Source organism: Microbacterium sp. ISL-103, from assembly GCF_018613995.1.
Lineage (GTDB): Bacteria > Actinomycetota > Actinomycetes > Actinomycetales > Microbacteriaceae > Microbacterium.
Genome location: NZ_JAGGPD010000345.1, coordinates 1 through 4,940, shown reverse-complemented (window position 1 = coordinate 4,940; position 4,940 = coordinate 1). Strand labels below are relative to the sequence as shown.

At 64.6% G+C, this 4,940-nt stretch carries 10 protein-coding genes and 2 pseudogenes; all 12 read right to left on the bottom strand.

What is annotated here, in order from left to right; all coding sequences use genetic code 11:
* Positions 1–77, bottom strand: a pseudogene (locus J7E68_RS12870) (50S ribosomal protein L24); the annotation flags it as partial.
* A gap of 3 nt (positions 78–80) precedes the next feature.
* The gene (gene rplN / locus J7E68_RS12865) at positions 81–449 is read right to left on the bottom strand and encodes a 50S ribosomal protein L14 (RefSeq protein WP_215173189.1); all 369 of its coding nucleotides are present in this window, start codon (positions 447–449) and stop codon (positions 81–83) included.
* Positions 446–778, bottom strand: coding sequence for a 30S ribosomal protein S17 (gene rpsQ, locus J7E68_RS20170; RefSeq protein ID WP_215173187.1), 333 nt, complete (start codon positions 776–778; stop codon positions 446–448). The genes rplN and rpsQ overlap by 4 nt, the downstream gene beginning before the upstream one ends.
* Entirely contained in the window at positions 778–1,095 is a 318-nt protein-coding gene (rpmC, locus tag J7E68_RS20165; RefSeq protein ID WP_204939153.1) for a 50S ribosomal protein L29, read from the bottom strand. The genes rpsQ and rpmC overlap by 1 nt, the downstream gene beginning before the upstream one ends.
* Complete coding sequence (gene rplP, locus J7E68_RS12850; protein WP_056312870.1) at positions 1,095–1,514, bottom strand: 50S ribosomal protein L16; 420 nt, start codon at positions 1,512–1,514, stop codon at positions 1,095–1,097. The genes rpmC and rplP overlap by 1 nt, the downstream gene beginning before the upstream one ends.
* Positions 1,514–2,269 (bottom strand): 30S ribosomal protein S3, encoded by a 756-nt coding sequence (rpsC, locus tag J7E68_RS12845; protein ID WP_042538759.1) that lies wholly within the window; start codon positions 2,267–2,269, stop codon positions 1,514–1,516. The genes rplP and rpsC overlap by 1 nt, the downstream gene beginning before the upstream one ends.
* Complete coding sequence (rplV, locus tag J7E68_RS12840) at positions 2,269–2,667, bottom strand: 50S ribosomal protein L22 (protein WP_053097482.1); 399 nt, start codon at positions 2,665–2,667, stop codon at positions 2,269–2,271. Before rplV ends, rpsC begins: the two co-directional genes overlap by 1 nt.
* Before the next feature lie 25 nt (positions 2,668–2,692).
* Entirely contained in the window at positions 2,693–2,974 is a 282-nt protein-coding gene (gene rpsS / locus J7E68_RS12835) for a 30S ribosomal protein S19 (protein WP_017829205.1), read from the bottom strand.
* Between the two features lie 12 nt (positions 2,975–2,986).
* Positions 2,987–3,826, bottom strand: a complete 840-nt coding sequence (gene rplB, locus J7E68_RS12830; RefSeq protein ID WP_053097483.1) for a 50S ribosomal protein L2 — start codon at positions 3,824–3,826, stop codon at positions 2,987–2,989.
* A 20-nt stretch (positions 3,827–3,846) separates the two neighbouring features.
* On the bottom strand, positions 3,847–4,170 hold the full coding sequence (gene rplW, locus J7E68_RS12825; RefSeq protein WP_215173185.1) for a 50S ribosomal protein L23: 324 nt from the start codon (positions 4,168–4,170) through the stop codon (positions 3,847–3,849).
* Positions 4,167–4,829, bottom strand: coding sequence for a 50S ribosomal protein L4 (rplD, locus tag J7E68_RS12820; RefSeq protein ID WP_215173183.1), 663 nt, complete (start codon positions 4,827–4,829; stop codon positions 4,167–4,169). Before rplD ends, rplW begins: the two co-directional genes overlap by 4 nt.
* A 2-nt stretch (positions 4,830–4,831) precedes the next feature.
* Positions 4,832–4,940: pseudogene (gene rplC / locus J7E68_RS12815) on the bottom strand (50S ribosomal protein L3); the annotation flags it as partial.

Here is a 4,940-nt window from a genome sequence, read left to right as displayed (position 1 = left end):
TTACCGCGGTCGCCGCCACGCTCCTGCGTGGCTCCGGTGGTGACCTGAACCAGGTCACCCTTCTTGATCTTCGCCATGACTTAAATAACCTCCGGCGCCTGCGAGACGATCTTCATGAACTTCTTGTCACGAAGCTCGCGACCGACCGGTCCGAAGATACGGGTGCCGCGGGGCTCCCCGTCGTTCTTCAGGATCACGGCGGCGTTCTCGTCGAACTTGATGTACGAGCCGTCGGGACGACGCGTGGACTTGACCGTGCGGACGATGACGGCCTTGACCACATCGCCCTTCTTGACGTTTCCGCCCGGGATCGCGTCCTTGACGGTCGCGACGATGGTGTCACCGAGACCGGCGTAACGACGACGCGAGCCGCCGAGAACACGGATGGTGAGCAGTTCCTTCGCGCCGGTGTTGTCGGCGACCTTGAGGCGGGATTCCTGCTGGATCACTTGGCCTTCTCCAGAATCTCCACCAGACGCCAGCGCTTGGTGGCGCTCAGCGGGCGGGTCTCGTTGATCAGGACGAGGTCGCCGATGCCGGCGGAGTTCGCCTCATCGTGCGCCTTGACCTTCGAGGTGCGGCGGATGACCTTGCCGTAAAGCGGGTGCTTCACGCGGTCCTCGACCTCGACCACGATGGTCTTGTCCATCTTGTCGCTGACGACGTAGCCACGACGCGACTTGCGGTACCCACGAGCGTCGACGTCGCGGACGTCGTGCTCGGAGGACTCGTGGCCGGCCGACTGTGCGTCGACGGTCGCTTCCTTCTTGGTGGCCATTACTCAGCCTTCCCTTCGGCGTCGGCCGAGGCATCCTCGGACTTCTTCGCCTTCGACTTGGTCGCCTTCTTGGCCGGAGCCTCGACCGGAGCGGGCGTCGCACGGATGCCCAGCTCGCGTTCGCGGATCACGGTGTAGAGACGCGCGATGTCGCGCTTGACGGCGCGGATGCGGCCGTGGCTCTCCAGCTGGCCGGTGGCCGACTGGAAACGGAGGTTGAACAGCTCCTCCTTGGCCTTACGCAGCTCCTCAACGAGGCGCTGGTCTTCGAACGTGTCGAGCTCTGCCGGAGCGAGCTCCTTGGTGCCGATCGCCATTACGCGTCGCCCTCCTCGCGCTTGATGATGCGTGCCTTGAGAGGCAGCTTGTGAATTGCACGGGTCAGTGCCTCGCGAGCGAGTTCTTCGCTCACACCGGAGACCTCGAAGAGGACGCGACCCGGCTTGACGTTGGCGACCCACCACTCGGGGGAACCCTTACCGGAACCCATGCGGGTCTCAGCAGGCTTCTTGGTCAGCGGACGGTCGGGGTAGATGTTGATCCACACCTTTCCGCCACGCTTGATGTGACGCGTGACCGCGATACGAGCGGACTCGATCTGACGGTTCGTCACGTAGGCAGGCGTGAGCGCCTGGATTCCGTACTCGCCGAAGGAGACCTTCGTGCCACCGGTCGCCTGGCCGCTACGGCCGGGGTGGTGCTGCTTACGGAACTTGACCTTGCGGGGAATAAGCATCAGGCAGACGCTCCTTCTGCGACAGGGGCCTCGTTGCGCGGCGCGCGGCGGCGGTCGCCACCACGGTCGTCACGACGGGACTTCGGTGCGTTGGCCTGCTCGCGAGCAAGCTCCTTGTTGGTCAGGTCGCCCTTGTAGATCCAGACCTTCACGCCGATGCGGCCGAAGGTGGTCTTCGCCTCGTAGAAGCCGTAGTCGATGTTCGCGCGAAGCGTGTGCAGCGGCACACGACCCTCACGGTAGAACTCCGAACGGCTCATCTCGGCGCCGCCGAGGCGGCCGGAGACCTGGATGCGGATGCCCTTGGCACCAGCGCGCTGCGCGCCCTGGAGACCCTTGCGCATCGCACGACGGAACGCCACGCGAGCAGAGAGCTGCTCGGCGATGCCCTGTGCGACGAGCTGAGCGTCGGCCTCGGGGTTCTTGACCTCGAGGATGTTCAGCTGGATCTGCTTGCCCGAGAGCTTCTCGAGGTCGCCGCGGATGCGCTCGGCCTCGGCTCCACGACGACCGATCACGATGCCCGGACGGGCGGTGTGGATGTCGACGCGGACGCGGTCACGGGTGCGCTCGATCTCGATGTTCGAGACACCGGCGCGGTCGAGCTGTGTCTTCAGCAGGTTACGGATCTTGATGTCCTCGGCGACGTAGTCGGCGTAACGCTGACCCGGCTTCGTCGAGTCCGAGAACCAACGCGACACGTGGTCAGTCGTAATGCCGAGGCGGAAGCCGTACGGGTTTACTTTCTGTCCCATTACTTGCTCGCCTTCTTGTTGCTGTCGCTTGCCGCAGCCGGAGCTGCCTCAGGCGTCGAGAGCACGACCGTGATGTGGCTCGTGCGCTTCTTGATCTGGAAAGCGCGACCCTGTGCACGGGGCTGGAAACGCTTGAGCGTCGTGCCCTCGTCTACGTAGGCGTTAGCCACGTACAGGTCCTGCTCGTCGAGGTATTCGCCGTCACGATCCGCCTTGACCTGCGCGTTGGCCATGGCCGACGCGACAAGCTTGTAGATCGGCTCACTGGCGCTCTGCTGTGCGAACTTCAGGATCGCCAGAGCCTCCTGGGCCTGCTTGCCCTTGATGAGCGCGACGACACGACGAGCCTTCTGAGGGGTCACGCGGATGTGTCGCACGCGTGCGATGGACTCCACCATTTCTCTCTCCTCTATCGCCACCGCGTCAGCGGCGGCGGCCCTTCTTGTCGTCCTTCTCATGGCCGCGGAAGGTGCGGGTGGGCGCGAACTCGCCCAGTTTGTGACCGACCATGGTCTCGGACACGAACACAGGAATGTGCTTGCGTCCGTCGTGGACCGCGATCGTGTGACCCAGCATGGCCGGGATGATCATGGACCGGCGAGACCAGGTCTTGATGACGTTCTTGGTGCCGGCTTCGTTCTGCACGACCACCTTGCGAAGCAGGTGATCGTCGACGAAGGGGCCCTTCTTAAGACTGCGAGGCATCTTCTCTTACTCCTACTTACGCTTCTTGCCGGCGTTACGACGACGCACGATGTACTTGTCGCTTTCCTTGTTGGCGTGACGGGTGCGACCCTCAGCCTGGCCCCACGGGGAGACGGGGTGACGTCCACCGGACGTCTTGCCCTCACCACCACCGTGCGGGTGGTCGACCGGGTTCATCGCGACACCACGGACGGTCGGGCGAACGCCCTTCCAGCGCATGCGGCCGGCCTTACCCCAGTTGATGTTCGACTGCTCGGCGTTGCCCACCTCGCCGATGGTCGCGCGGCAGCGCGCATCGACGTTGCGGATCTCGCCCGAGGGCAGACGCAGCTGGGCGAAGTTGCCATCCTTGGCGACGAGACGGACGGATGCACCGGCCGAACGTGCCATCTTCGCGCCGCCGCCGGGGCGGAGCTCGATCGCGTGGATGACGGTACCCGTCGGGATGTTCTTCAGCGGGAGGTTGTTACCCGGCTTGATGTCGGCGCCAGCGCCGGACTCGACGACGTCGCCCTGCTTGAGCTTCGCCGGCGCGAGGATGTAGCGCTTCTCGCCGTCGAAGTAGTGCAGGAGCGCGATGCGAGCCGTGCGGTTGGGGTCGTACTCGATGTGAGCGACACGGGCGTCCACGCCGTCCTTGTCATTGCGACGGAAGTCGATGACACGGTACTGGCGCTTGTGGCCACCACCGATGTGACGGGTCGTGATGCGTCCCTGGTTGTTGCGACCACCGGTCTTCGAGAGCGGGCGCAGCAGCGACTTCTCCGGCGTCGATCGGGTGATCTCGGCGAAGTCAGCCACCGACGAGCCGCGACGGCCCGGGGTCGTGGGCTTGTACTTGCGAATAGCCATGATTGTCCTTATCCCCCGGATCAGCCGATTGCCGTGAAGATGTCGATGGTGCCCGACTTCAGGGTCACGATGGCGCGCTTGGTGTCCTTGCGCTTGCCCGTGCCGAAGCGGGTGCGGCGAGCCTTGCCGACGCGGTTGAGGGTGTTGACCCCAGCGACCTTGACGCCGAAGATCTTCTCGATGGCGAGCTTGATCTCGGTCTTCGAAGCGCGCGGGTCCACGAGGAAGGTGTACTTGCCTTCGTCGATGAGACTGTAGCTCTTCTCGGACACGACCGGCTTCAGGATGATGTCGCGCGGGTCCTTGTTCAGGGCCGTCTGGAGAACAGATGCCTGCTCGCTCATGCGGAGACCTCCTGGTTGGCGCCGGACTTGGAGGCGATGAAGCCCTCGAGCGCGGCCTGGGTGAAGACGATGTCGTCGGAGACGAGCACGTCGTATGCGTTGAGCTGGTCGAACGTCAGCACGTGCAGGTTCGACAGGTTGCGGATGCTCTTCAGCGTCACGTCGTCGTTTCGCTCGATGACCACGAGCACGTTCTTCGACGAGACGACGTTGGTGAGGAAGCTCACCGCGGTCTTGGTCGAAGGCGTGCCGTCGATGCCGAACGAGTCGATGGCGTGGATGCGGTCACCGCGGAAGCGATCGCTGAGCGCGCCCAGCAGGGCGGCGGCGATCATCTTCTTGGGGGTGCGCTGCGAGTAGTCGCGCGGCTTGGGGCCGTGCACGATGCCACCACCGGTCATGTGCGGCGCGCGGATGGAACCCTGACGGGCGTTACCCGTGCCCTTCTGCTTGAAGGGCTTGCGGCCGGCACCCGAGACCTCGCCACGACGCTTGGTCGAGTGCGTGCCCTGGCGAGCCGCCGCGAGCTGCGCGACGACGACCTGGTGGATGAGCGGGATGTTCGTCTTGGCGTCGAACAGGGCGGCGGGAAGCTCGATCGAGCCTGCCTTCTTGCCGTCTGCCTTGAGGACGTCAAGCGCGAGAGTGGAGTCAGCCATGATCAGGCACCCTTCACTGCGTTGCGGACGTAGACGATGCGGCCACGCGCACCGGGGACGGCGCCCTTGACGAGCAGCAGACCCTTCTCGATGTCGACGGCGTGCACCGTG